The sequence below is a fragment of the Spirosoma sp. SC4-14 genome, from assembly GCF_037201965.1.
Taxonomy (GTDB): domain Bacteria; phylum Bacteroidota; class Bacteroidia; order Cytophagales; family Spirosomataceae; genus Spirosoma.
Window position 1 is genome coordinate 4,154,890 of the sequence record NZ_CP147518.1, and the last position, 25,884, is coordinate 4,180,773.

General features: G+C 48.1%; 20 protein-coding genes. 7 read left to right on the forward strand and 13 right to left on the reverse strand.

Translation table 11 applies throughout. The features are described 5' to 3' along the window. Nucleotides 1-3: 3 nt before the first annotated feature. The 4 genes from WBJ53_RS17075 to WBJ53_RS17090 all read right to left on the reverse strand — a co-directional run bounded on the left by WBJ53_RS17075 (nt 4) and on the right by WBJ53_RS17090 (nt 4,876). Entirely contained in the window at nt 4-1,176 is a 1,173-nt protein-coding gene (locus WBJ53_RS17075) for a BamA/TamA family outer membrane protein (RefSeq protein WP_338868262.1), read from the reverse strand. 176 nt (nt 1,177-1,352) lie between these two features. Next, the gene (locus tag WBJ53_RS17080; RefSeq protein ID WP_338868264.1) at nt 1,353-2,093 is read right to left on the reverse strand and encodes a hypothetical protein; all 741 of its coding nucleotides are present in this window, start codon (nt 2,091-2,093) and stop codon (nt 1,353-1,355) included. Between the two features lie 194 nt (nt 2,094-2,287). Beyond that, a complete protein-coding gene (locus WBJ53_RS17085) occupies nt 2,288-3,688 on the reverse strand; it encodes a tetratricopeptide repeat protein (protein ID WP_338868266.1) in 1,401 nt (466 codons plus the stop codon). A gap of 159 nt (nt 3,689-3,847) precedes the next feature. Beyond that, nucleotides 3,848-4,876, reverse strand: coding sequence for an SDR family NAD(P)-dependent oxidoreductase (locus WBJ53_RS17090; protein WP_338868268.1), 1,029 nt, complete (start codon nt 4,874-4,876; stop codon nt 3,848-3,850). Between the two features lie 225 nt (nt 4,877-5,101). Between WBJ53_RS17090 and metG the strand changes: the two genes are divergently transcribed. Next, nucleotides 5,102-7,153, forward strand: coding sequence for a methionine--tRNA ligase (gene metG / locus WBJ53_RS17095; RefSeq protein ID WP_338868270.1), 2,052 nt, complete (start codon nt 5,102-5,104; stop codon nt 7,151-7,153). Between the two features lie 76 nt (nt 7,154-7,229). On the opposite strand, the gene WBJ53_RS17100 is transcribed toward metG, so the two are convergent. Beyond that, nucleotides 7,230-8,480 (reverse strand): DUF2264 domain-containing protein, encoded by a 1,251-nt coding sequence (locus WBJ53_RS17100; protein ID WP_338868272.1) that lies wholly within the window; start codon nt 8,478-8,480, stop codon nt 7,230-7,232. Nucleotides 8,481-8,703: 223 nt separating this feature from the next. Between WBJ53_RS17100 and WBJ53_RS17105 the strand changes: the two genes are divergently transcribed. Beyond that, nucleotides 8,704-10,479 (forward strand): ABC transporter ATP-binding protein, encoded by a 1,776-nt coding sequence (locus WBJ53_RS17105; protein WP_338868274.1) that lies wholly within the window; start codon nt 8,704-8,706, stop codon nt 10,477-10,479. Between the two features lie 75 nt (nt 10,480-10,554). Here WBJ53_RS17105 and WBJ53_RS17110 read toward each other — a convergent pair whose 3' ends face one another. After that, complete coding sequence (locus WBJ53_RS17110; protein WP_338868276.1) at nt 10,555-10,887, reverse strand: hypothetical protein; 333 nt, start codon at nt 10,885-10,887, stop codon at nt 10,555-10,557. 63 nt (nt 10,888-10,950) lie between these two features. Further along, entirely contained in the window at nt 10,951-12,240 is a 1,290-nt protein-coding gene (locus WBJ53_RS17115; RefSeq protein WP_338868278.1) for a hemolysin family protein, read from the reverse strand. A 117-nt stretch (nt 12,241-12,357) separates the two neighbouring features. On the opposite strand from WBJ53_RS17115, the gene WBJ53_RS17120 reads away from it, so the two are divergent. Beyond that, nucleotides 12,358-13,071: an NUDIX hydrolase gene (locus tag WBJ53_RS17120; protein WP_338868280.1), complete on the forward strand. Its 714-nt coding sequence runs from the start codon at nt 12,358-12,360 to the stop codon at nt 13,069-13,071. 58 nt (nt 13,072-13,129) lie between these two features. Here WBJ53_RS17120 and coaD read toward each other — a convergent pair whose 3' ends face one another. The 4 genes from coaD to WBJ53_RS17140 form a co-directional block, all read right to left on the reverse strand. Then, nucleotides 13,130-13,600, reverse strand: a complete 471-nt coding sequence (gene coaD / locus WBJ53_RS17125; protein WP_338868282.1) for a pantetheine-phosphate adenylyltransferase — start codon at nt 13,598-13,600, stop codon at nt 13,130-13,132. A 66-nt stretch (nt 13,601-13,666) separates the two neighbouring features. Then, nucleotides 13,667-14,545 carry a DUF3822 family protein gene (locus WBJ53_RS17130; protein WP_338868284.1) on the reverse strand — a complete coding sequence of 293 codons (879 nt, stop codon included), beginning with the start codon at nt 14,543-14,545 and terminating at the stop codon, nt 13,667-13,669. 123 nt (nt 14,546-14,668) lie between these two features. Further along, the gene (locus WBJ53_RS17135) at nt 14,669-15,154 is read right to left on the reverse strand and encodes an NUDIX hydrolase (protein ID WP_338868286.1); all 486 of its coding nucleotides are present in this window, start codon (nt 15,152-15,154) and stop codon (nt 14,669-14,671) included. A 126-nt stretch (nt 15,155-15,280) separates the two neighbouring features. Beyond that, nucleotides 15,281-15,715 carry a CBS domain-containing protein gene (locus WBJ53_RS17140; RefSeq protein WP_338868288.1) on the reverse strand — a complete coding sequence of 145 codons (435 nt, stop codon included), beginning with the start codon at nt 15,713-15,715 and terminating at the stop codon, nt 15,281-15,283. 163 nt (nt 15,716-15,878) lie between these two features. Between WBJ53_RS17140 and WBJ53_RS17145 the strand changes: the two genes are divergently transcribed. Then, entirely contained in the window at nt 15,879-17,369 is a 1,491-nt protein-coding gene (locus WBJ53_RS17145; RefSeq protein ID WP_338868290.1) for an AAA family ATPase, read from the forward strand. Nucleotides 17,370-17,498: 129 nt separating this feature from the next. Then, nucleotides 17,499-18,137 (forward strand): DUF4126 domain-containing protein, encoded by a 639-nt coding sequence (locus WBJ53_RS17150; protein ID WP_338868292.1) that lies wholly within the window; start codon nt 17,499-17,501, stop codon nt 18,135-18,137. A gap of 417 nt (nt 18,138-18,554) precedes the next feature. On the opposite strand, the gene WBJ53_RS17155 is transcribed toward WBJ53_RS17150, so the two are convergent. Continuing rightward, complete coding sequence (locus tag WBJ53_RS17155) at nt 18,555-19,616, reverse strand: NAD-dependent epimerase/dehydratase family protein (protein WP_338868294.1); 1,062 nt, start codon at nt 19,614-19,616, stop codon at nt 18,555-18,557. A 98-nt stretch (nt 19,617-19,714) separates the two neighbouring features. Beyond that, entirely contained in the window at nt 19,715-21,667 is a 1,953-nt protein-coding gene (locus WBJ53_RS17160) for a KUP/HAK/KT family potassium transporter (protein WP_338868296.1), read from the reverse strand. Nucleotides 21,668-21,862: 195 nt separating this feature from the next. On the opposite strand from WBJ53_RS17160, the gene WBJ53_RS17165 reads away from it, so the two are divergent. Next, entirely contained in the window at nt 21,863-22,594 is a 732-nt protein-coding gene (locus WBJ53_RS17165) for a DUF2064 domain-containing protein (RefSeq protein ID WP_338868298.1), read from the forward strand. 149 nt (nt 22,595-22,743) lie between these two features. Beyond that, nucleotides 22,744-25,806, forward strand: a complete 3,063-nt coding sequence (locus tag WBJ53_RS17170; protein WP_338868300.1) for a TonB-dependent receptor — start codon at nt 22,744-22,746, stop codon at nt 25,804-25,806. Nucleotides 25,807-25,884: the final 78 nt, after the last annotated feature.

Sequence of the window (25,884 nt, forward strand, 5' to 3'; positions counted from 1 at the left end):
GATTCAGAATACTTCACCCAGGTTTAAAAACACCCCCCGCGAGCCGTCGATACCGACCGCATAGTCGAAGGCAAAGTTCAAATTCGAGTGTTTGTTCACTTTGATGCGAAGACCCAGCCCACCAGCGGGAAGAAGCCTGTCGAATGTATTCGTTGGCCAATCGCTCAGCGCCTGTACGTTGGCAAATACTACGCCCCCAAGTAACCCATTATTAAGCAATGGTACCCGGTATTCAGTTTCCAGATAAATCAGATTTCGTCCGCGAAAACGCCCTTGCGTATAGCCACGGCCCATATTGGAATGCGTATCCCAGCCTGTACTTGGCAGATCCAGATAAGGCACCTGGCCGCCCAGACTTAGCCAGTTCATATTCCAGAAGGCCAGAATATTTCGGGAGTTTCGGGGAAATGGAATATAAGTCCGAAAATCGGCCAGAACCGATTGCCAGTTCTGACTGCTACCTAACGCCCGTAGACTGGGACGAACAGTTATGCTTCCGAAAAACCCTTTCTGCGGGTTGTTTGGATTGCGCCGGGTGGTGTATTGTACGCTAAACGTTGGCCCCGACGATACGGTTTGGGTTGTTGCATTATAATGCGCAAAATCGTCATTCAACTGCGGGGTGTTGTTCTCATCCCGAATCCGCCAATGATAATCGAGTGCATAGCCCAGCCCGACCGATAAATTTGGGATAACTTGCCGCATCACGGTCTGGTATAACCGCAGATAGGCATACGAAAGGCGGTCGTCGGCCTGGGCGGGCGAATAGCCTCCCAAACCAAAATTATCGGCAGAGTAATTATAATAGCGCCAGTCGGTCAGAATATTATACCGATTCCCTTTTGTCCATAAATTCGCCACAACGGGTATAATTACCTGATGATATTGCGTGTATTGGGGCGTAGTGATAATAACCGAGATATTCTGAGCCGGATCGGGGCTTGTGAACGAGACATTGGCATTTAAGCCCACCGCAAATCCCGTTTGCAACGCATAGGCCAGTTCAGGAAATACCGACGGATGAAATCCAGCCTGTACACGCTCGGTTGGTCGATGACCTTTTTTATTTACAAATCGGTAATAAACGTCCCAAATATCGGCCAGCGAATCGGGAACATAGTTTTCTGCCTGTCGAATCACAGGTGAAACTTCTGCTACCGAATCTGTTTGAGCCATTGAAGGCAACACTATACTCAATAATTGAAGGACAATCAGACCGAAAAAAAGTCTTTGCGCTCTGAAAAGGCCGAAATTCGGCTTAGGCATACGAAGAATGGGCAACAGTTGATCGTAATTAGTTGGCTAAATTAGCCATAAGTAACCAATTTGTGGCTCGTTCGCTTCATAACTTCTTATTGTGATGCTGTTGCGAGAACCGATTTTAGCCTACCGAAACTGTTCGCCCCTTGTATGGTGGCCATCACACGACCTGCCGAATCAATAACAATAAAGGTCGGAATACTCGTAATGTGGTATTTACTATGAAACCCATAGGCATTCGGAATTGCAACAAACGGCAAAAGCCCATCCAGATTTACCTTCGGTGGTTCGCTGTTTAACACACCCAGTACCACTGGCGGCTTATCGGAATGATACGCCTGTAATGCATCCGCTAAGTCGTTGGCCTGCTTTTCTGTCCAGAAAGGTTTGTCCAGACTAATCCAGAAACTCAGGATGGTTAACTGACCAACTAGATCAGCAGATCGGTATGTTTTTCCATTGATCCCTGCCATTCGAAATGGGGCAATGAGTTGCCCCGCTTTAGGCTGCCTGGCTGGGTCTCGATCCCGAAACTGATGCGTTTCCCGTTCTTCATCCGTACTGACGCGCAGGGTATAGGAAGATGGCTGCCCGAATTCGTCATAGTCCGGAACAAGGTGGTAAGCGTATGGATTTTCGTTTATGAGCTGGTTATACTGCGCCATCGTTATACGCTTTCCGGTAGTCTGGTCGATAATGGCAGGAGCGTTTTCCTTTGTCCGTCGATTTTGCCGAACTGCCACTTTTTGAACGCCTACCTGCGCCAGACAATGCATCTGCAGGGCTACTATAACCATGAAAGCCGTAAAAATAGCTCTTTGATAAGGTATCATAACTTGGTTTGGTCCATTGCTCCGTTTATCGACATTCGCAGCGGGGTTTTCGAGCATCAATCAAAATTCGAGCCATAAAAAGCGGCTCTTCCCTTTTCCTGTCAGATAACTTTTTATGACAGGAGTTGGGTTACATGCTACAAAAAAGCCACTCCCGTTTCCGTGGAGTGGCTCTGAAATAAAGTAACAGAGGACTACTTTTTGTATTGTTGAATGATTTTATAGAGTGCCTTCTGTTTTTCCAATTCGGGGAAGAATTCAAACAATTGTACATGGGCGTCGTAATCGAGCGACAAAGCCGCTTCGAGTTGTAACAGCGACTCCCGATAATAGCCTGCATGAATCAGATACACAGCAGACCGGTAGTACAAATCAGCCTCTTTCGGCATATCGTCGATTCCAGCCTGAATAATTTCGTTGGCCTTCAAAAAATCGCCCTGATCAAATGGAACCAGCGACCAGGTCAGGTATACGTCCGGGTTTTCAGAATCAACTTCTGCAGCTTTCTCAAACGCTTCAATGCTTGAAAGCACATTGCCAATTTTATATTCTGTTTCGGCCAGTGCCAGATAATACTCACCGTTCTGATCATTCAGTTTCACCGCTTTCTGCAAAAATGGAAGGGCTTCGTACCATTTGCCCGATTCACTTAGGCAAACACCGATGCCAAACCAGGCCTCATCCCACATAGTATCGAGCTTGATGGCCTCGCGGTATTCCTTCACAGCATCGGTAAGCCGATCCTGTTTTTCCAGGCTGGCGCCCAGATGGCAATATGTATCGGCGGTTGCTTCTTCGTATTTTAGTGTTTCCCGATAGCAGATTTCAGCTTTCTCAAACAGTCCCAGATTCATATAGGTATTACCCAGATTGAAATGGGCCGACGAAAAATCTTCCTTAATAATTACGGCGTAATCATACGCTTCGGCGGCTTCGGCATAGCGTCCCAGTTTACTATAGGCAATACCAATATTGTACCAGGCATTATACGAATAGGGGTCTTTATCGATCAGTTGCTGATAGTAGGTCAGGCTGTTTTCCAGCTCACCCGTAACGTCCAGACAAAACGCCAGTTCATAGAGCGCGTTCTCGTTGTTGATATTGAGCGCTATAGACTTTTTATACTGGGTAATGGCTTCGTCATACTTGCCCCAGTTCTGATAACTCTGTCCAAGCTGAAACAGAATATCGTCTTTGTCTTCGGCGCGGTCGAGCAGTTCTTCCAGCACCTGAATTGATTCTTCGTAGCGACCGGCCATATTTAGAACCGATCCCTGCATAAATGGCACATCAAGATCTCCGGGATTAAACAGCGAAGCCCGTTCCAGCAAATCCAGCGATTCGTCAAATCGTTGGAAGTTAGCGAGAATCTGGGCTTTGTCGAGCATAAGCTCCAGTGCATACGGGAAGTTTTCCAGACCAGCCTCAGCGGCTTTAAACGCCTTATCTAAATCGCCATGGTTGAGGTAGTGTTCAACCATCTGTTCATAGACGTCCAGGTCGAAAAACTGGCTTTGCTTCTGGTCCAGCATCTGCTCAAAACGCCGGATGTTTTCTTTGATATCGCCTTCTCGTTCTTCGAACTCTTGCTCCATGCTAATGCCTTAAAAATGTGAGGGCGGATAGGGGCCGCGCCATCGGCGCGATTTATCCTTTGGCAGTGTAATATAAATCCAAAAAAGCGAAACTCCAACCCCCGAACCGAAAATTTACAAAGCGCTTTTTACTGCCTTAACCCAGGCATTAGGCGATGTTTATTTGTCGGTCAGTACGCTGGCAATGCGTTTCAACGTCTCGTTTAGGGACCTATACTCAAACCCAAGTGCCTGCTCAATCCTGCGCCCATCGTAGCCATACGACTGACTTGACGAACGGGCGGTTTCCCGCGTAATGAGCGGCTGCTTCCCTAAAACCCAGGCCCGAACAGCTTCTAATGGCCAAAGCAGGCGAGTTAAGATAGGCAATACGCGCATTGTGGGCGGACGTTTGTTCAGGACCACTGCTATCTGTTCTAACAAGGAACGGTAGGGAATGGTGCCCCCACTCAGGATAAAGCGCTCGGCGCTGATAGACGATTGCATGAGTTCAATCAACGCATCGGCCACATCGAGCACATCAACGTAATTAATCTGCCCTACTGGGTAAAAGCGCCGTTCGTCGTTTACGTATTTAATTAGTTGCAGACTGCTTCGGCTCCAGTCACCGGTACCAAGTACAAATCCAGGGTTCACCAGTACGGCATTCAACCCTTCGGCTATTGCCCGCCATACTTCCAGTTCGGCCCGGTATTTAGACTTTGCATAGGTCGAGTTATTAGGTGATTCTTCCCATTTCTGGTTTTCATTCACAACAATAGTCTTATTCGTCTTCCCTCCTTTCGGTACAGGGCGGCCAATGGCAGCTACTGAGCTTACATAACCCAGTTTTCGGACGCCCATGTTGAGGCATACATTAACGACATTGGCTGTGCCTTCCACGTTAACGTGCTCCATTAGATCCCGATCTTTCGGTATAAACGACACCATTGCCGCGGCATGAACAACGTCGATTTCGCCAGTCCTTTGTTCGGTCTGGATAGCTGTTTCGAGCGATGGAATGTCCAGCACATCGCCTTCATACCAGGTAATCTTGTCGGCCACGTCGGTAAGCATTCCGTAGTTACTTCCGGCTCGCTTCAATGCCGACACCGAATAGCCATCGGCCAGATAGCGCCGGGCAATGTATGAGCCAACAAAACCGGTGGCTCCCGTAATAAAAACTGTGTTAGGTAGTGATGAGGTCAATTGAAGTTTCTGATTTCGAGCCAGTTTAGGAAATTATTCGTATCCGGTGTTTTGTTCTCCATAGTACCCGACGTTAACTCGTTGCGTAAACATAACAACGTTCGGGCCTGAATTGCTAATTTTGCCCACAAATAAGGTTTGCGGTATTCGGTTTACGGTGGCCGACGTGTTCGCACTCATGCGTCGGCTACCGTAAACCGAATACCGCAAACCGATTACTAGCTTATGTCCCTCGAAAACCCACAACGCTATACCGTTACGGCGGCCCTGATTTACGCCAACGGACCGATTCATATCGGACACCTGGCCGGTTGTTACCTGCCTGCCGATATTTATGTACGCTACCTCCGCTCTACGGGACGGGATGTTGCCTTCATCAGCGGCACCGACGAACATGGCGTACCTATTACAATCAAAGCTAAAAAAGAAGGCATTACGCCCCAGCAGGTTGTCGATAAGTATTACGTCCAGATCAAACAGGCGTTCAGCGACTTTGGTATTTCGTTCGATATCTATTCTCGCACCTCGAATCAGGTCCATCACGACACGTCGCAGGAGTTTTTCAAAAAACTCTACGACAATGGCGATTTCGACGAAGAAGTTACCGAACAATACTACGACGAAGTGGCCGGGCAGTTTCTGGCCGATCGGTATATTGTAGGTACCTGCCCGGTTTGCGGAAACCCAAATGCCTATGGTGACCAGTGCGAACGTTGCGGAACGGCCCTCAGCCCTACCGAACTTATTGAACCCCACTCGACCCTGTCAGGTTCGAAGCCAGTTATGCGATCGACAAAAAACTGGTTTCTGCCACTCGACCGGATGCAACCCAAAATTGAGGAGTATGTTAACAGCCATACCGAGTGGAAAACCAATGTCTTTGGGCAATGTCAGTCGTGGCTGAAAGAAGGTTTGCGCCCCCGCGCCATGACCCGCGATCTCGACTGGGGCATTAAAGTACCACTGCCCGATGCCGATGGCAAAGTACTCTATGTGTGGTTCGACGCGCCTATTGGCTACATTTCGATGACCAAAGAATGGGCTGCCCAGCAAGGTCGCGACTGGGAGCTTTACTGGCGCAACAATCAAACCAAACTGGTGCATTTTATTGGTAAGGATAATATCGTTTTCCACTGTATTATTTTTCCTGCCATGCTGATGGCCGAAGGCAGTTTCATTCTGGCCGACAATGTGCCAGCCAACGAGTTTATGAACCTCGAAGGCGACAAAATTAGCACCTCGCGAAATTGGGCTGTTTGGCTGCATGAGTATCTGGACGAACTGCCCGGCAAACAGGATGTGCTGCGCTATGTGCTGGCAGCCAATGCACCCGAAACCAAAGACAGTGAGTTTACCTGGAAAGATTTTCAGGCTCGAAACAACAACGAGCTGGTTGCCGTCTTCGGCAATTTCGTGAACCGGGCTATTGTGCTGACGCAGAAATTCTGCGAGGGCAAAGTACCTCCTGTTTGCGGATTAACGGACTATGATCAGCAAACGCTGAACGAACTGGCGCTTTTCCCTGATCGTATTGGCCAGGCCATTGAACAGTATAAATTCCGGGAAGCACTAGGGCATCTGATGGATCTGGCCCGACTGGGAAATAAATACCTGGCCGAAACCGAGCCCTGGAAAGTTGTTAAAACCGATGCCCTGCGAACCAATACGATTCTGAATATTGCGCTCCAGATTTCGGCGAATCTGAGTATCGTCTGCGAACCATTTCTACCGTTCACGACCGACAAACTCCGCAGCCAGCTCAATATAACCCAGCATTTCAACTGGACAAATGCTGGTCGGGCCGACCTCCTAACCGAAGGGCACGAATTGGGTAAAGGCGAACTGTTATTCGCGAAAATTGAAGATGACGAAATCAACAAACAAATTCAGAAGTTACTGAATGCCAAGCGCATGAACGAACTAGAAACAAAAACCGTACCCGCTCTTCGTCCGGAAATCACCTACGACGATTTTGCCAAAATGGATATTCGGATTGGTACCATCACCGAAGCCGAACGCGTACCGAAAAGCGATAAACTCCTGAAACTGAAAGTCGACGATGGCTTGGGAGGACGGCAAATCCTGAGCGGTATTGCCAAACATTTTTCGCCCGAAGACGTCATTGGCAAACAGGTAACGTTTCTGGCCAACCTGGCTCCCCGGAAAATGATGGGTCTGGAATCGCAGGGAATGATTCTGATGGCCGAAGACCGCGACGGTAAGTTAGCCCTTATTGCTCCGCCCGATTCGGTCTGGAACGGCGGAACAGTTTCATAAGTAACCCAGATGCTGGATGCGGGACATTGGATAGTAGATGTCAAATAAGCAAAACTATCCAATGCCCCGCATTTACTTATCCCTTAATGGCATGATCGGTCTTGACGTCCTGTCCCGACCATATTTTTTTCGACGTCCAGTCGGTAGCCGGGTCAGTCCAGAACGGGTCCGACGCGGGTAGTCCCAACGCTAGAAACGCTACAGAGCATAAGTATAGACTGCCCGTAGAAATATAGGTTTCGCCGATGGATGGCTGATGGCCACACAAACCAATCTGTAGCCAGCCTTTCGCATCAAACGTGCCGGGTGCATCCATCGTCCGGCGAATTACGGCTGTCAGCGCCGACCGAACCTGAGCAGCCGACAACTCTTCTGGTAAGTTTTTTTGTAAGACAACCTGCGACAACAACTGGAAAGCCCCACACCGATAGGCCAGCGAACGCCCAAACGCAGCGAATGATCCATCGGGGCCAATCAATCGCTCCTGAACAATGGCATACCGCTGAGCACGAGCGAGCAGGCTATCATAGAGCCCTTTCTCAGCTTTTCCGGCATCAGTCAATGTTTTGACTACATCGAGCAGCATTGGCTGAATCACATAACTGTTGTAGTAATCCCAGTGGAAATCGGGGCCGTCGCCATAAACGCCGTCGCCTTTATACCAGGCCAGATGCTGACGAATTGCATAATCCATTCGCAGTTCATCGCCCCAACCCGTAAATTTCAATAAGGCCGCTTCTACCATGGCACTAAACAACAGCCAGTTATTATAGCCAGGTTTTATTACTCGACTCGCCTGCAATGCCTGCACCAGATTTGACTGTTCATCAGCACTCAATGCACTCCATAACTTTGGTGCCCGAAGGAGCCCGTGCGCCAGAAAAGCGGCATCAACCAGAGGTTGCCCGCCTTTTGTAAAATTCAGATAATCGGGCGACTTCGGATCAACCCCGTTGGCAATTGCTTTCCAGGTAAGGTCGAAAAGCCGCTGCCGGATTCTCCCTTCCGGCGAATCATCAATGTCTAGCTGAAGCCAGGGAGCCAGCCCGGCTACCGTCCGCCCAATTGCTTCCAGATGCGACACGACCTTACGGCCTGCTTCCTGCCCTGGTGCCGACTCAACGGGCATAGTTGCTTTCAAGCGATTTTCCGACAGGGCAAGCACCACGGGTTCGGCCACTTTCACTAACGTTTGAAGCCAGTATGCCCGATCGTCATTATTTATTCCGTATCCACCCGCTCCTACCGATTGATCTGAAACTCGTTCGCTAATGTGCAGACTGGCGGGTAAAACGGCTGCCATCCGGGCGAAAGTTCGCCGATTCATGTTCATATTTTTTGCTGACAGGCAGCTTTTTATCGTTAAATGTTTCTATTCTGACACTCGTTGTTAGCCATAAACGCCCCTTTATTGCCATTTTCCTGATAAAGCAGCCAGCACTTGTTTTTACTCTTTCCGGCTTTTTTCGCTGACGAGAGAATCTGGTTTCGACTGAAACGTTCGAGCCTAAAACGCTGTTACCTTCTAAAAATCGCCATTTTTTCTTTCCGTGAACGAACAACAGAAAAGCGCCGATTCGTCGGTCGGCCGAATTTTCGACTGGGCCATTCTCCGGCGGCTATACTCTTTCGTAAAGCCATACCAATCCCGTTTCTATCTGCTTGTTGGCGTTATTATGCTGTCGGCTTGTCTGGCTCCACTTACGCCACTGCTGATCCGCTATACCATCGACAATGTCATTTCTGCCGGAAATTACCAGCAATTGACCGTTATGTTGATGGTAATGATTGGCGTACTGGTCGCTCAGGCCATAGTGCAGTTCTCCAATACCTATCTGTCGGGTTGGCTTGGGCAATATATCATTCGCGATATTCGGGTGCAGTTGTACCGTAAAATTCTTCACCTCCGGTTAAAATTCTTTGACAATACCCCCATTGGGCGGCTCGTAACGCGGTCAATCTCAGACGTCGAAACCCTGGCAGATGTCTTCAGCGAAGGCATGGCCGCCATTGCAGGCGACATTCTGCAACTCGTGCTGGTAATTGGCGTTATGTTTTACACGGACTGGCGGCTGGCGGCCATCAGTTTGTCGACCATTCCTCTGATGTTGTTTAGCACGTATGTCTTCAAAGAAAAGATAAAAAAATCGTTTAACGAAGTTCGCACGGCCGTTGCTAACCTAAATTCCTTTGTGCAGGAACACATAACAGGCATGAACATTGTTCAGATTTTCGGCAGTGAAAATATTGAAGCCGAAAAATTCCGGGCAATCAATGCCGAACATCGCGCTGCCAACATCCGATCGATCTGGTACTATTCGGTTTATTACCCTGTGGCCGATATCATTTCAGCCGTAGCAGTAGGGTTAGTAGTCTGGTATGGTGGTACGCAAATCATTCATTCAGATGTAACATTCGGGACCGTGACGGCTTTCGTCATGTTTATCAATCTTTTTTTCCGGCCCATCCGAATGCTGGCCGACCGATTCAATACCCTCCAAATGGGGATTGTTAGTACCGATCGGATCATTAAATTGCTGGATAGCGATGAGTTTACACTCAACAATGGCACATATGCTCCGGCAACAATCAAAGGCGAAGTAGAATTTGAGAATGTCTGGTTTGCCTATAATAACGAAGACTGGGTTCTTCGCGACATTTCGTTTCACGTAAATGCGGGCGAAACCATTGCCTTTGTGGGCGCAACGGGTGCCGGAAAATCGTCGATTATCAACCTGCTCAGTCGATTCTACGACATTAATAAAGGCGATATCAAAATCGATGGTATCGACGTTCACGATTATGAATTAGGGCACCTCCGCCGAAATATAGGGGTTGTTTTGCAGGACGTATTTCTATTCTCGGATACCATTGAAAATAACATCACACTGGGCGATAAGGGAATTAGTCGGGAAAAAATGATAGAGGCTGCCAAACTGGTTGGTGTTCATGATTTTATTGAACGACTACCGGGCGGCTACGAATACAATGTTATGGAACGGGGCTCAACACTTTCGGTTGGGCAACGACAACTTATTTCCTTTGTGCGGGCCATGGTTCAGGACCCCAAAATTATTGTTCTCGACGAAGCTACCTCCTCGGTCGATACCGAAACGGAAGAGATGATTCAGAACGCCATTGGAAAGCTGATGAAAGGTCGCACTGCCATTGTGATTGCCCACCGCCTGTCGACTATCCAGAAAGCCGATAAAATTATTGTGGTCGACAAAGGCCAAATTGTAGAACAGGGCAACCATGAAGCATTGCTTCAGCAGGAAGGTTTCTACGCCAATCTATACCGGATGCAATATAAAGAGGTGGTATAGCCTTCGTAATTCAGTACAACTAAATAGCTCATCATGTCGACATGATGAGCTATTTAGTTGTACTATTATCAGGAGTTAAGAACCCAAATTTTTCTCTTCCTCTTCAGGGCCAGCGCCCGTTATTCCTTCGGTAATTACTTTATGGGGCGCTACGTTCGGGGTTTCGTTCATGGGTCCAGGCCCGCTTCCATCAATTGCATAGGCAATTGAATCGGCCAGGTCATCGGGTGTTATTTTCCCGGAGCCAGCCTGCTCAACGGGTTTAGGATATTGTTCACCCGCTTGCTGATCAATAATTTCTTCGTCGGCATTGGGGTCATTGTCCATAACCGAGGGCACCGTGTCGACGGGCTGCGGACTTGACCTTTGGCCGGCAGAATCAATAGAATCCGGGATCAACTGTCTCATGGCTATTGATGACTTTGTTCTCATCTATAACCCGGAAACGAGCCTTGCTGTTTTTAAATCTGATTATTCTCCTTCCAGTTTCCTGACAAGAATCTTATCGATACGGCTTTTATCCATATCAATAATTTCAAACTGATAGCGCTGCCAGACAAAAGACTCGCCTGTTTGGGGTATATCTTTCAGAATATGCAGCGCAAAACCACCCAGAGTATCAAAACCTGTCAGGTCTCGTTTGGCCTGGGCCGTCATGGTAATCTCAAAAAACGAGAGAAAATCTTCAAATGGGATCTGAGCATCGATCAGATAACTTCCGTCTTCACGCTCACGAATCTCGTAATCTGGATACGTATCGTCGTTAATATCACCCACCAGCACATCCAGAATGTCGTTCAGGGTAACGATACCCAGTATGCCTCCGTATTCATCGACTATAATGCCGACATACTGCCGACGCTCCCGGAAACGCTCCAGCACCTGATAGGCTCGGTTATTTTCGGGAATAAATAAGGCATCGCGTTTAATTTCCATCAACCGCTCCAGTTCCGTATCCAGATCCTTTCCCAGAAAATCTTTGGTATAAATCAGTCCAACAACATCATCGACACCATCTTTACAGAGCGGGAACACGGAGTGCTTATATTCCAGAATTTTCGCTTTGTTCTCTTCCACATCATCGTCCAGATCGAGGTAAACGATTTCCTGGCGGTTGGTCATTAGGGATGTAATCCGGCGATCGCCCAGTTGAAAAACGTTCTGCACAATCTCCTGCTCAATTTCTTCGATAGCTCCGCCCGTGGTTCCTTCCTGAATCAGGCTTTTAATTTCCTCTTCAGTTACGGCACTTTCGTTGGGTTTTATATTAAGAATTTTCAGCAGCAGGTCGCTTGAGAAAGTAAGCAGCGAAATAAAAGGCGATGTAACCTTCGACAAAAATATCATCGGTGCTGCCATCGTTTTGGCAATACCCTCCGGATTAGAGAGCCCTATTCGCTTGGGAACCAGCTCGCCCAACACCAGCGACAGATAGGTCAGCAGTAACAGAACCAGTACAACAGCTATCGAATGTGCATAAGGCGCCACAAACTCAACCTGAACAATATAGTTCTGAACATCAGTGGTCAGTTTATCGCCGGAGAAAATACCCAACAAAATACCAATCAGGGTAATACCAATCTGAACGGTCGATAAAAAACGATTGGGCGCATTAGATAGGTCGAGGGCTACCTGCGCCCGCCGATCGCCGTTTTTGGCCGCAGTTTCCAGCTTGGATTTTCGGGATGAAACAAGGGCAATTTCTGACATGGAAAATACTCCATTCAGAATCGTCAGGAATAAAATAATAAGAAGTTCCACGAAGGGATATGGTTGGCTCGTCGCAAAAATAGTAAACGGAAATTGTTTCTGGTGGTTTAATGATACGTCAGACCGCTGGTTTTTGCTATTTTTACACCCCGAATCGCAAACATCCCGATGATTGTTTTCATAAACGACCACCCAATCCGGCTCGTTGGCCCCAAAGCGGCTTCGCACCTAACTAGTTCGTTGCACCAGCAAGCCTTCACCGATTTTGACCGAATCCTTGATGCTCGTTTAGGTATATTGAAAGAAGATGCCCTCCAGGGCCATCTTCTGATTCTGAACACAACACCTGCCACCATCGATAAAATCTTGCTGTTGCTTCAGAAAACGAAGGCTTCGCACCTACTCTCCATTACGCTGGGTTGTCTCGATAAGGATGCCTGCGAAACGGCGATAAAAAAGCCGTTTAAAATTATTAAAGCAGCCGGAGGAGTCGTTTTTAAAGGCAATAAAATGCTGATGATATTCCGCCGGGGTGTCTGGGATCTTCCTAAAGGGAAACTCGACGATGGCGAATCATCGCGGCAGGCGGCAGCTCGGGAGGTTGAAGAGGAAACCGGTGTTCGGGTTAGTGTGAACGAGCGTGTGTGTACTACCTGGCATACCTATGCCCTGAATGGTAGTCGCATTCTGAAACGTACCAAATGGTATCGGATGAATGCCCTCGACGATAGTCGAATGGCTCCGCAGGAAGAAGAAGATATTGAAAAAATTGGCTGGTTTGATCAGCGTCAGATCAAACTCAATCTGGCCAACTCGTTTAGCTCAATTCGTTATGTAGTCGACTCTGTCAGTGAAATAGCGAATCAATCCATTGATAAGTAGCAGGGGTGTTTATATTGAGTAATTAGATCAACACTATTCCGATCACTCATTATGCCTACTAACGAACAGGTTGGGCAACGAGTTTGTAGGGTAAATAGTCATCTACCTGCTGGCCATAGCGGTGCAGTTCCCGAATGATACTCGAACTGATCGGGGCCAGATGGGGCGATGTAATCAGGAAAACCGTCTCGATCTCATCGTAGATATGGCGGTTTACCTGCGAGATACCATTCTCGTACTCAAAATCGGTTGTGTTTCGTAAGCCTCTTAACAGAAAACGGGCCCCTTCATTTCGGGCAACATTCGCCGTCAGATCGTCGTAATGGATTACCCGCACGTCGGGGTAGTCGCGAAAGGCCAGTTCAATCAGATGAATCATCTGCTCCAGCGGAAAATAACGTTCCTTACGGGCATTACGCCCAACGCCAATAACGATTTCGTCGAACAAACGAAGGCCTCGTAATACAATATCCTCGTGACCTTTGGTGAACGGATCGAACGAACCGGGAAACAAAGCAATTCGCTTCATAAGTAATGGCAAACGATTGAGTGAACGGATTGGCAGGGTAAAGTTATACACTCAGTTGCTTACTCGTTACTCACTTAGTAAAGAAAGTCCGTAAAGGCTCAAATATCGGTGTTCGGGCAGGTCGTCGAATTCATTGGCCAGTTTCAGCCCTGAAGGCGTATGACCAAATGACAGATTAGGTAGAAAGCGGCTCAATTCGGTATATGACTCGGCAAAGGGGGTAATTTCGCCATAAAGAAAAGCCGCAATTTGCCCCGGATCGAGCTCTAGTTCGTCCAGAACATACAATACATAGTAGGCCAGATCCTGAACATTTTTGTATCCAAACCGATTGCAGTATCGCAGTTGGTGTTCTTTACGGTACAGAATTGACACAAATTCGTCCTCAAAGTATAACCAGATATTATGCGTAGTCAGCATATGCCGGTCCAGATCGGCAGTAGCCTGAATCAGTGAGGCTGTCTGATGCACAAATAGGGAGGGCTGCAATGGATAAGCTCCCGAAAAATAGTCGACCAATGGATGCTCGAGGTTAAAGATCGACAGAAATCCTTCGCCATCATGCATATAAGACTGCGCAAACTCGTGAGCAGGTAAGGCCGTACCCCGCATGAGCGCCAGATAACTACTGGCATACTCTTTCCGAAAAAGCGGCTGTGGCACAAGCGTAAACGACGGAGAATTAACCCCTATTCGAATTTCCTGCCAGTTTCCGGCCGAAAGTACCGGATGATTCCGGAATACATCGGGTAAGACCTCGGTAAGCGGTCGTTCCGTAAGCAACGATGGAAATGTATAGTCTTCCAGATAACTTCCCCGTCGGCGTGCATCCTGAACCATGAACCGGAACCGATCGCGCCCCACTTCGAGGCATAACACAGATTTGTCTGTTTTAGCCAGATCAAATGAATTGGAGCGAATGGTTACGGTTGGCGAGAGGGTCACAGTTATTTGCACGGGTTCAGAGGCAACTTATGATTGAGCACTATTAAGTAAAACAGATTTCGATACTATTAACATTTAATCGAATAAGCAAAGATTAATGCTAACAAAATAACTTAAAACAGATCAGTTCAAATACCCCCGTAATCGAAACAAATCATTGAGTGATTGGCATTGTTGAAATATAGAATGAACCTCCTGGGGCAAATAGTGTTTAATTTCCTCAAAACTCATAAACTTCATTTCGTCAATAAGCTGGTTATCAGCCTCCAGCTCAGGGTCTGTTCCCAACTGCTGTTTCCCCCCGGTTATTGTCACCCGAAAAAACAATTCTACAGCATGTAAAGGAGGGGCAATAAACTCATTTACAAATAACAGCTCTCCAACATCAATAACCAAGCCAGTTTCTTCAGAAAATTCCCGTATTAATGCCTGCGCCGATGTTTCTCCAAACCGGACACCTCCGCCAGGCGGGCTCCAGAACGTATTGGTTTCGCTTAGCCCCCGATGCCGAACCATCAGCAACTGATCTTGCTGCCGACAGAGTCCACACACGCGAACCCGCAACTGATTTCCAAATTTTGTCAGTACCTCGTTATGAAGCGGATTCACTGTTCTGAGAGCGTAGGAATAGCCATTGAGGGAGGCAAAGGTAGGGAATTTTTAAGTATTAGAAATGAGGAGATAGCAGCAGGAATAAAAGGCCAGTATTCTCGTGTCTATCTCCTCATACTACCATCAATACGTTCCCGTAATGTAACTTTCCAGGGAGTCGATTCGGGTTTTCTGATCCCGAATAATGGCCGTTACAACGTCGTTAATTGAAATAATGCCGGTCAGAACACCATTGTCCATTACCGGCAGGTGCCGAATGTGGCGTTCCGACATAATTTTCATACACTCATCCAGGCTTTGCTCAGGTTCGATCGTAATCACATGGGCAGTCATTACATCGGCAACCCGCGTATCGTTTGAATGACGATCTTTCAGGATGATTTTGCGGGCATAGTCGCGCTCCGAAAATATACCCGATAGTTTCCCATCATCCACAACCAATACTGCTCCGATATTCTTATCGGCCATGAGTCGGAGCGCTCCCAGTACTGTTTCGTCCGAGTTGACAGAATAGAGCGCATTAATCGCTTTTCCTTGAAGAATTTGACGTATTTTCATGTGGGTGAAGGAGTTAGTGCAGCTGTGAAGTTAAAAAAAAAGCGAGAAGCAGGAAAGAAAGTATGGATAAAGAAATAAAAAATAGTAGAAAATATTTTTTTTCAGCCTAAATCAACCGTTTACACAACATTCACTTTTGCGGCTTTTTTTGTATCTTAGAAGCATGAATGAAACCCAAACGGCGGCCCAATTACTCGCCAAACGCTTCCCCTACAAACCTACACTTGGGCAACAGCAATTTTTTGAGCAGATTGGTAAATTCATCGTTCAGGAAGAAGTTGAACACTATCGCGACTGTTTTTTGCTCAGAGGGTATGCCGGTACAGGAAAAACTACTCTTGTTGGCACTCTCATTAAAGTTCTTCCCCGATTTGGGTATAAATCGGTACTGCTGGCTCCTACGGGCCGGGCAGCCAAAGTAATGGCCAACTACGCCAAAAAACCAGCGCAAACCATTCACCGTAAAATTTATCGTCAGGTAGCCGAGCCGGGGTCGAGCCTGCTGGCTTTCCAACGACAGAAAAATTACCACGAAGATACCCTCTTTATTGTCGATGAAGCCTCCATGATTTCTGATGAGGCCGATTTTGGCGGTAAAGGATTATTAACCGATCTGATCGATTTTGTGTTTGAAGGGCCGGGCAACAAGCTTATGCTCATTGGCGATACGGCCCAGCTCCCACCCGTTGGCCGCGAACTGAGCCCGGCACTCGATCGTGGCTTTCTGGCCAGTGCCTTCGACATGACCGTATATGAGCAGGAATTAACCGAAGTAATGCGGCAGGACGAAGAATCGGGCATTCTCTACAATGCGACCAATCTGCGGATGCTGCTTGGCGATGTCGAACCCACCCCGAAAGCCGTTGGGTTCGACGCGCTGCTGAACGATAGCAACGGTTCGGTACAAACCGAAATTCCGCCTATCCGTTTCAATGTTCGGTCGTTCAGCGATATCTATAAAATGCCACTTACCAAGCTGGAAGATGGCATCCGGTATGCCTACGATAAATATGGCCGGGAAAACACAGCGATCATTTGCCGCTCCAATAAATCGGCGGTTCAATATAATCAGTTCGTGCGAAGAATGATCGACCAGTGCGAAGAAGAACTCGATGCGGGCGATATGCTGATGATTGCCCGGAATAACTACACCATTCTGGAGGAAGACTCCCCGGCGGGTTTTCTGGCCAACGGTGAATTTGCCGAAGTGCTGAAAATTCGGAATAAGGAAGAAATGCATGGCTTTCGGTTTGCTACCGTTACGCTGCGGCTGGTCGACTATGAGGAACAACCTGATTTTGAAGCCAAAATCCTGCTCGATACGCTTCATTCTCCCGTTCCATCGCTCTCTTCCGAACAGCATAAAATGCTATACGAAAGCGTAATGAAGGACTATTTTTATATCAAAAGCAAAAAAGAGCGTACTGAGGCCGTTCGGCGCGATCCGTATCTGAATGCATTGCAGGTAAAGTTTGCCTATGCGCTTACTTGCCATAAAGCGCAGGGTGGGCAGTGGAGCGCCGTTTTTATCGATCAGGGATTTTTGCCCGACGGCCAGGTCAACAATGAATTTGTGCGGTGGCTATATACCGCCCTAACCCGATCTACCGACGAAGCATTCCTGATGAATTTCAATCCGCAGTTTTTTGGCTAAACCGAATGGGTAAAAAATCAGTTTATAGTATTCAGTTTCCCACAATTCGTGTATAATTGATCTAAATTCCGGTTGTAGTTATAGAACCGGATGGCCCTAACTGATTTAACAACCAACCGTTCATAGAGTATGTCGATCGAATGGATCATGAGCGCCTGTATAGGCATAGGTCTGGCTGCCTGCTGTGGCTTCCGGGTGTTTGTTCCGCTACTCATCGCCAGCATCGCAACAAAACTAGGACTGGTTGGCACTGTTGCTGGCTTTGAATGGCTCAGCAACTGGCCTACCCTTTTTGGGTTAGCTCTGGCAACGGTTTTTGAAATTGGTGGCTACTATATCCCCTGGCTCGACCACCTGCTCGATACCCTGGCAACCCCGGCTTCTATTATTGCAGGAACACTTTTGAGTACATCGTTCCTGCATATCGACAACCCGGTTCTACACTGGGGACTTGGACTAATGCTGGGGGGAAGTACGGCAGGCATTGTACAGGCGGGAACCAGCCTACTGAGGATTGGTTCTACAGCCACTACCGGCGGACTTGGCAATCCGGTGGTGGCTACGGGCGAAAATGTGGCGTCGGTTAGTTTATCGCTGTTTTCTATTTTTCTGCCCCTGATTGCTATCGTTATTATTGCGGCTGTCCTGATCTTTATTATCAGCCGCTTGCTTGCCAAGCGAAAAATATGGTTTACCCGAGGTTCAAACAAACCGTCGGGCGGCCCCATCTCGCAGATTCCACGCAGTAGTAATGGTCGGGCAGTGTAACACCATAAAAATCTGTCAGTTACCTCTGACAATCTAGCCCATATACAGTTAGCCTGGTCAGCCATAATTTGCACGTTTCCCCGAGCGGCCAGATAACTACACTCGTAGATTCAAAAACGCATTAAGATCAAGTCAGAAATGGCAAATTCCTTTATTCTCCTGGTTTTGAAGAGTAGTACCTCTCAACCTACATTACAAATGTCAAACTAGAGCGCCTTAAGTTGGCAGAAGGCACCAATTCAGTTTGCATTGAAAGGTCGACTTTATATCAAAGCTATTCAGGCTGCTTTGGCGGAACTAAGGCTTATACAACAAAACAATCTGCGGACAAACTACTGCCTGCGTAACTTCAGATTATAAAAGAGATCCGTTCCCGGTTGCAACCGGGAACGGATCTCTTTTATAATCTGACCTGGACTATTTCAGAATTGGCTCCAAAGCAGCGCGGTTAGCATCGAGCCAGGCATGAATATCGGTAACGATTTCACGGATTCCAAGTTGTGGTTTCCAGCCCGTACGCTCCGTTACTTTGGTGTTATCGGTGATATAAAGGCGAATATCGGCAGCCCGGTTTTCGGTAACTTCTTTAATTGGAATCGTTTTGCCCGTAACCTCCTGGCAGATTTTCGTTAGCTCCTGCAATGACGCACTACTTTCCACACCACCACCAGCATTCAGCACTTCGCCATTGACGCTGTCCAGATTGTGCAACTCCCAGTCGATCAGGCGGTATAGGTCGTCGATGTGTAGCATGTCGCGGGTTTGTTTGCCTGTGCCACCATAGCCAATATAAGCCAGTTGCTGCTCAAAATAATGCTTGGCAATCCAGAGAACCATTACGCCCTGATCGACTTTCCCCATTTGCCACGGCCCAGTAATGACCCCACAGCGGTTGATAACGGTTTTAAGGCCATAGAACTCATTATATTCCTGAATCAACAGTTCCGACGCCAGTTTGGTGGTGCCGTATAATGAACGCGCCCCATCGAGCGGAAAGTTTTCAGCAATGCCCCGCGACGAAACGCCCGATACTGGCTGATCATCGGTCAGTACGAACCGCGTGTCGGCTTCCTCGAAATTCAGCGTTTCGATGGTTCTAATTGGATAAACGCGGCTTGTGGAAAGAAAAATAAAATTGGCTTTATGTTTGAGCGCGTAGTTCAGGCAATTGACGGTACCAAACAGGTTAGTGTTGATCAGATAATCGGGGGTTCCGTCCAGACCGGCCAACACCGATGGCTCGGCCGACGCTTCGATGATACTATCAACGGCCGGTAATGAATCAAAATCTTCTTTACTGCGAATATCACCATGCACAAACTCTATTCCGGCCGCTTTTAAACGCGACAGGCTAAGTTCAGAACCGCGCCGTTTCAGATTGTCGAGCGCATAAATCTGATAATCGGGATAGTTTTTTTTGAGTGCAATGGCCAGCGACGAGCCAACAAATCCGGCACCGCCGGTGATCAGTAATTTCATAATGAACGATTGAATTGCTAAATGATTGAATTACGGTCCGCCGTTGCGACTGAATGATTGAATTTTTGCCTACTACTCTGTAATTCAATCCTTCAGCACTATGAAGTAATACGTTTCAGTTTGACATTTTCCACGGGTCGGATAACGAGTGGCACTTTTTCAATTTTGACCGAGCTACTATCCAACCCAAACCAGCGGTCTTCGGAGGTAGTGAAGCCTTTGATATTGAAATAGAGGTTCATGATAAACCGCTCACGGAACGGCAATTCGTTTTCGAACGACAGAAATTTTTCGAGCACAACGAAACGGAAATCACCAATCACATTCTGGCCCCGCAGCGATTCGTAGCGGCTGGTTATATCCACTTCTTTATTTTTCACCATGTCTTCGATTACTTTCCGAAAAAACAGGTTAATCCGCTGCTCGACCCGGAACCCCAGCTTAAACGTCACCTTATAGGCATCGTCGGGCGCAATGGTATTTACCTTGTACTCCATCGTGTACGGATCGTCGGTAGTATCGACATGGACAAACCAGTAAATGTCGGCCCGTTTGGGGCGTTTCTGAAAGATGGAATAAATGATTTTTGATTCGATTTCCGACTGCCGGGCCGCATTGCTCATAAAGACCAGGTGCGTGGCGTATTTGGGAATACTAATGTCGCGGCTCAGTTCTTTAATGGCCTGGATGTAATGATCGATACGGACATACTCCGTCAAACGAAGTTTGATCTGGAAGGCCTGCAACCAGATATACATGACACCGGCAATGGCTGAACCGATCAGCAGCGATACCCAGCCACCGTGGGGAAATTTGATTAGGTTAGCAATCAAAAATGAGCCTTCTATGCCCAGATAAACCGAAAGGAAAAGTACGACACCCCAAGCCTGATATTTTTTAGTGTAGAGATAATAAGACATCAATAACGTTGTCATCAGCATGGTTAGCGTAATGGCCAGGCCATAGGCCGCTTCCATGTTCGACGATTCGCGAAAATACAATACAACGCCCACGCAACCCGCCCAGAGCAACAGATTTACGCTGGGTACATAGAGCTGCCCTTTTTGCACACTCGGATAACGCAATCGAACTTTTGGCCAGAAATTAAGGCGAATGGCTTCACTAATCAACGTAAAGGAGCCACTAATCAGGGCCTGACTCGCAATAATGGTAGCCGCCGTTGCAATTACAATACCGATCGTCAGAAACCAGGGCGGCATTACTTCATAGAACGGAATCCGATCGCTCAGGATTTGCCCTTCCTTGCTTACCAGCCATGCCCCCTGCCCGAAATAATTTAGGATAAGACAGGTTTTTACGAAAACCCAGCTCACCCGAATGTTAGACCGCCCGCAGTGCCCCATGTCGGAATAAAGGGCTTCGGCTCCAGTTGTACAGAGAAAAACGGAGCCCAACAACCAGAAACCACCCGGATATTCGGAAAGTAGCCACCAGGCATAGTACGGGTTAAGCGCAGCCAGAATTCCCGGCGAATGAGCAATCTGCACCATTCCCAGCGTGCCGAGCATAACAAACCAAACCAGCATGATGGGCCCGAAAGCGGTGCCAACCACGCTTGTCCCGAACGCCTGAATCAGGAACAGGATTGTTAGAATGGCAATAACAATCTTGATGATCAGCTCTTCTGTGATGGTTGGATACAACAGGCGAAGGCCTTCTACAGCCGACGAAACCGAAATCGGTGGCGTAATGATTCCATCGGCCAGCAATGCCGAACCGCCAATAATGGCTGGCAGGGTTAACCAGCGGGCATGGCGCCGAACGAGTGCATAGAGGGCAAAAATCCCACCCTCACCCCGGTTATCGGCCCGTAGGATCAGAATAACGTATTTGACGGTAGTTTGTAGAGTCAGTGTCCAGAATACACAGGAAAGGGCTCCCCGAACAACATCGGCCCGTATCTGATTCTCAGCACCAATAATGGCCCTGAGTGTATACAGGGGCGACGTACCAATATCGCCGTAGATAATCCCCATAGCAACCAGCAATCCGGCCGCCGTAACAGTATCTAAATGCTTTTTATCTTCCATAAATGCGGCTTTCGCCGGTTCATTTTATGAGTGGGTCAAAACGGGGCAAAGATAGGTGATGTTTAGCTTCATCAATCCCGGTTGCGCCGAAAGTTGCGATTTTGTCTCGTAAAGAGGAAACTAAGCCGCCCCTGATTACGTAGATTTAACCGACATTGAGCCTGAGACCTATAAACAGGCTCCTGATAAAGCTGCATGTGCACCCAACGCGTTCAAACGGCCGTTCTGCTCTTTTCGCTACCAGCTCCTCTGGCTGCCTCTCACAAAAGGCTTGCCAATGGTAATTCTCAAAAGCATAAGTTGAAGCGCAGCCGGACGTTATGGACATACATGCACCAACTGGCTCTTGCCAAAACGCAGGCCGCACAACTCCCCTGCATTCAGTCGGCAGCTATTTTAAGTGAGGCAGAGCTAAACGCACCTTTTGGCGAGCAACTCCAAAAAGCCATCTATCGAACATTACACCTTGGCTATAAGCAACTTATCATTATCGGAAACGATTGCCCAGGGCTAACGATCGGCGATTTGCGCAACGCAGCCAACGAGCTGGCCAATGGGAAGCTACCCATTGGCGGTGACCAACGTGGAGGTGTTTTTTTATTCGGAATCGACGATCGGTTTCTGCGGGATGCTCCACCCGAATTATTTGCGAAACTTCCGTGGCAAACCCCTTTGCTGGGAAAAACACTGACAGCCTTTCTGAAGCGTTTTTTTGGCGAACTATACCAACTGTCCGCCGTTAGAACCGACTGGAACAACCCGGCTGACCTTGGGTCTGGAATTGATAAAAACGGCGCTTTCAGCTGGCTAACGGCGCACATTCTGGCTATCATCAGCCGCTATTTGCTAGTTGTTTCTATCCCCGTTCTCCCTTTTTTTTCTTATCGTATAGCCCACTTTTATGGGTTGCGAGCCCCTCCGCTTTAGGGCGTTTGTTTCCTTTTCTCAACAGGAATGCAGCTTTTTTTGCCTGGTTTTAGCAGGCAATCTGCCACCTGATTGCCCATTGATCCACTACCAGCAGTAGTGTATGCAAGATTCTATTACCTGTTTTTTAAATTTTTGCTACTTCGTAAATGAGAAATTTTTCTCTGTTCTGGCTCCTGATGAGCCTGCCATTAACGGCGTTTGCCCAAACGGCCGACCTCGACGTTACGGTTCGTGAATTAACTCGCCAGGAGGCTGTGAAAGGCCAAATGGTTTATCTGGAAAATCCGTCGATCGGTTTTGCGATGTCGGCGCAGACGGATGCCAACGGCAAGGTTCTTTTCCGATCATTATCCTTAAACGGAACGTATCGGGTATATACAAAAGAAACCGATCGATATGCCGAAAGTGATGCGACAGGCATTGTATTACGGGCCAATTTTCGGCGCAGTGTAACATTATTATTGCCCGGCAAACGCGAAATAAACCTCACGGAGGTGAACGTGAAAAGCACCAGTGCATCCCGAATCAATACAACCAACGCCGAAGTATCATCGGAAATGGACATTAAAAAAGTGGAGGAACTACCCGTTGAAGGCCGCGATATAACCCGGATGCTCTATCGGTTGCCCAATGTGAGTCAGGCAACGGGCTTTTTTGCCGAAGCCCCCAACGTGAGCATTAATGGTGCCAATAGTCTCTACAATAACTACCTGATCGACGGTATGGACAACAATGAGCGTTTTTTGGGCGGTCAGAAATTTGCGATACCGGTTGGTTTTACGCGCAACGTAACGGTGCTGACAAACAATTATTCGGTTGAGTTCGGGAATACGGGAAACGGAGTAATTAACATAACCAGCAAATCGGGCAGTAATGAAACCACCGGCGAAGTGTTTCTGCTATCGCGGCCAGGTGCCGTAATCGATGCCCAAACCAGCTATCCGCTGCGCGATTTATCGGGCAATCAGGTGAAAGATGGCTTTGCGCGGTATCAGGGTGGTTTTGGCATTGGTGGTGCATTGGTTAAGAATAAAACTTTTTATTACCTCAATGTTGAACATACGACCGATGTCAAAGACAATTTATTGAACTCAACCCAACTGGGGATAAACGAAACGGTTCGGGGAACAAACCGGTTTACGTATATCTCCGGCAAACTGGATCAGTTATGGAGCACCCGATTCAAATCGTCGCTTCGGGTCAATGTTGGGCGGGTTGCCATCGGGCGGCAGGCGGGCGGTCTGACGGGCGGCATCGCCTTTCCATCGGCGGCCAATGCGCAAGATCGAAATTCGTTACTGATTGCATCGCGGAACACGTATACGACCAATCGTTTTGCCTCCGAAACCAACGTTCAGTACAGTAGCTTCCGTTGGAATTATGCACGCGCCGAGAACCCTAACAGTCCCGACGTTACGGTTCTTGACCCAATGGGTCAGGCAATTGCTTATCTGGGACACCCTGGCTACTTGTTCGATTCGCACGAGAATACGGTTCAGGTTCAGCAGAAATTCTCATTCTATCGCGGCAATCACACAATTCGGGCTGGTGCCGAAATTATCAGTGCCCGTCACCGGCTCTTTGGGGGCGGCAATCCAAACGGCAGCTATACAGTTCAGTTAACGGCAAACCAGTTGGCTGCCCTCCGCGAACGAAATCTGGGCAGCAGTCTAAGCCCGACCGATATTCCATCGGATGCCCGCGTACTGGGCTATTCGGTTGAGCTACGACCTGCCTCGTTCGGCAAAACGCAAACCATTTACACGGCCTATGTCGAAGATCAGATTACGGCTGGGCCACGACTGAATCTGACCGTTGGACTTCGTTACGATTACGACAATCTATCGAAAGGAGGGGCCTCTTCGGGCGATTTTAACAACCTGGCTCCACGCGGAAGCTTTAACTATAAACTTACAGGACGTTCGGCATTGCGGGGCGGTGTGGGGCTCTTCTACGATAAAATCCTGTATACGGTTTATAGCGATGCGCTTCAGCAAAACAATACGGGTGCCGACTTCAAACAGCAACTGCAGTATTTTGTCCAGCAAGGTATTTTACCCAGCAGTACCAATGTCAACCGGGTAACGTTCGACGGTAATCAAACCGTTGGACCAGGCTATAACAGTGCCGGACAGGCATTTGGCTATTTGCAGGGACCGTCGGCCTCTTCATTTGCCGGTCAGCGGAATACGTTTAGTGGCGAACGCCGGATTTTGAATCCGAATGGCTATCAGAATCCTTATACCGTTGAATCGACACTAGGCTATCAGTATCAGGTAAGCGATAAGTTGCTGTTTTATGCCGATGTTGTTTATAACGAGTCCTACAATCTGTTTCGGACCACGAATCTGAATGCGCCATCGGCCTGGGATTATAACCTAAGTGCGCAGCGCAGTATTGCCCGCTCGACCGATGCTGCTAACCTGACCCGGCCAGTTCCCATTGCCAACGGTACCGCAACGCTGAACGGCCAGACACTGACGGGTGTAGCGCAAAGCGTGGTCATGACCGAAGACAAAGGACGTTCACGCTATACGGCTCTGAGCCTTAATTTGCAGAAAGAGCGGGGCAACGATGTATATGCTTACCGGCTGATTTACACGCTTTCCCGGCTGTATAACAACACTGAAGACGTGAATTTCCGGGCGATGGATGCAAATAACTTTACCGCCGAATGGGGTCCATCCGTTAATGATCGCCGACATATCATCAACGGAATTTTCAATTACTACGTAGGGCAGCGTTTTACGGCTACACTGGCAGCTCTGATTCAGAGTGGCCAACCCATCAATCGCGTTCCCGATGGCAGCAAGTATGTGGTGGTCGATCAGAATCTGAACCCCGTCTTAACCGCCAGCGGACAGCAGATTACGAGTAGCGATCTCAACGGCGACGGCACCGCCTTTGGCGATACATACAACGGCAGCACCGACCGCCAACCGGGCGAATCCCGCAACTCCGACCGTCTGCCCTGGTCGAAGGTCGTGGATGTCAGTCTGCAATACTACATTCCACTCAGCAACGCATCGCGACGAATGGAGATCCGGGCCGACGTCTTCAATGTACTGAACACAAACAACCTCAGTGGTTATTCCAATAATGCCACGCAAAGCAACCAGATTCAGGTTGGGCCAAAAGGCAGTGGCATTGTGCAGCGCAACGCAGGCCCACCGCGCCAGTTTCAGTTTGGTGTCCGGTATTTGTTTTAAAAATCTTACGAAAACTACATATGAATAAATCTAAGCTATCATTTTCAACGTAAGTACGGCGACATTCGATTTCTCCAA

Coding starts and splice junctions, on each gene's coding strand:
- WBJ53_RS17075 (WP_338868262.1), bottom strand. CDS start 1,176: ATGGCTCAAACAGATTCGGTAGCAGAAGTTTCACCTGTGATTCGACAG.
- WBJ53_RS17080 (WP_338868264.1), bottom strand. CDS start 2,093: ATGATACCTTATCAAAGAGCTATTTTTACGGCTTTCATGGTTATAGTA.
- WBJ53_RS17085 (WP_338868266.1), bottom strand. CDS start 3,688: ATGGAGCAAGAGTTCGAAGAACGAGAAGGCGATATCAAAGAAAACATC.
- metG (WP_338868270.1), top strand. CDS start 5,102: ATGTCCCTCGAAAACCCACAACGCTATACCGTTACGGCGGCCCTGATT.
- WBJ53_RS17100 (WP_338868272.1), bottom strand. CDS start 8,480: ATGAATCGGCGAACTTTCGCCCGGATGGCAGCCGTTTTACCCGCCAGT.
- WBJ53_RS17110 (WP_338868276.1), bottom strand. CDS start 10,887: ATGAGACAGTTGATCCCGGATTCTATTGATTCTGCCGGCCAAAGGTCA.
- WBJ53_RS17120 (WP_338868280.1), top strand. CDS start 12,358: ATGATTGTTTTCATAAACGACCACCCAATCCGGCTCGTTGGCCCCAAA.
- coaD (WP_338868282.1), bottom strand. CDS start 13,600: ATGAAGCGAATTGCTTTGTTTCCCGGTTCGTTCGATCCGTTCACCAAA.
- WBJ53_RS17140 (WP_338868288.1), bottom strand. CDS start 15,715: ATGAAAATACGTCAAATTCTTCAAGGAAAAGCGATTAATGCGCTCTAT.
- WBJ53_RS17145 (WP_338868290.1), top strand. CDS start 15,879: ATGAATGAAACCCAAACGGCGGCCCAATTACTCGCCAAACGCTTCCCC.
- WBJ53_RS17150 (WP_338868292.1), top strand. CDS start 17,499: ATGTCGATCGAATGGATCATGAGCGCCTGTATAGGCATAGGTCTGGCT.
- WBJ53_RS17155 (WP_338868294.1), bottom strand. CDS start 19,616: ATGAAATTACTGATCACCGGCGGTGCCGGATTTGTTGGCTCGTCGCTG.
- WBJ53_RS17160 (WP_338868296.1), bottom strand. CDS start 21,667: ATGGAAGATAAAAAGCATTTAGATACTGTTACGGCGGCCGGATTGCTG.
- WBJ53_RS17165 (WP_338868298.1), top strand. CDS start 21,863: ATGTGCACCCAACGCGTTCAAACGGCCGTTCTGCTCTTTTCGCTACCA.
- WBJ53_RS17170 (WP_338868300.1), top strand. CDS start 22,744: ATGAGAAATTTTTCTCTGTTCTGGCTCCTGATGAGCCTGCCATTAACG.